Origin of the sequence: Bacillus sp. 22475 (genome assembly GCF_052044835.1) — a bacterium.
Classification (GTDB): Bacteria; Bacillota; Bacilli; order Bacillales; family Bacillaceae_G; genus Bacillus_A; species Bacillus_A cereus.
On record NZ_JBQENW010000082.1, the window covers coordinates 1 to 1,109 of the forward strand.

A 1,109-nucleotide genomic window follows, 5' to 3' on the forward strand; every position below is an offset into this window, starting at 1 on the left:
AATAGGGATGAAACCTCATTACATCCTGATACGGGTGTTACGTCTGTAATGTTTGTTGAACGATCATTAAATGAAATCCGTTTTTGGTCTAGAATTATGAAAGAGCATTCTCTTTTTCTTCGATTGGGGTTTAGATGTGAGGATACCCAACTAATCGAAGAAGCTAATCAATTTTATCGATTGTTTGAACATATCGAACAAATAGCGTATTCCTATACAAATGAAACAGATCCTGGGCAAATAAAAAGATTTAATTCAGAAGTACAACAAGCTGCAACTAATATTTGGGGATTTAAACGAAAAATTCTAGGATTAATTCTCACATGTAAATTGCCAGGGCAAAATAATTTTCCACTGTTAGTTGACCATACAAGTAGGGAAGCTGATTATTTTAGAAAACGTTTAATTGAATTAAATGAAGGTAAATTAGATGCCCTTCCTGATGCTATTATTAAAGAAAATGTTTTCTTTTTAAGGATTATGGCAGACCATGCTAAATTTATTGGTCATCTTCTTGATCCATCGGAAAGAAAGCTTGTAGATACAGCACGGAATTTTAGTAATGATTTTGATGAATTGATGTATCAAGCAATTGACTTAGAATCTATGAAACCACAATCTCAAACAGTTCCTCTTTTAGATCAATTTTTAGATCAAAATCGTGTGTCAGTCACATCTCTTCGGGATTTTAAGAAAACGGCACGTGATTTAATTGAGCAATGTAAAATAAAGAGTATCATTCATCCACTATTAGCAGACCATGTTTTCCGTGAAGCTGATAGATTTCTTGAAATAATTGATATGTATGATACTCATCTTACAAATATTAAATCACAATATAAATAGTAGAAGATAAGGAAAGATACTATTTTTTCCATAAGCTGAGAAGTTAACAATTTATTGTTAGCTTCTTTTCCTTGTGATGGATTCATATGTTATTGTATTAAATATTCTCAAAGGGCTTTTCAAACTCTTTGTTTGCAGTATTTTGAATGTATACTTTTATTTCTAATGTTGAGCATATCAGAGGTTTTAGGATGAAGCCAATATTTAAGGGAAAATGAATGTAAACTAATATCTAAAAGTTTACTTTCAAATTAGAAAAAAAA

Annotated in this window: 1 protein-coding gene; it reads left to right on the forward strand. The window is 30.7% G+C overall.

Annotation, left to right across the window (positions count from 1 at the left end):
- A partial coding sequence (locus tag ACTJJY_RS31870; protein ID WP_440607443.1) for a DUF2935 domain-containing protein occupies positions 1 to 846 on the forward strand: 846 nt, incomplete at its 5' end.
- Positions 847 to 1,109 lie beyond the last annotated feature (263 nt).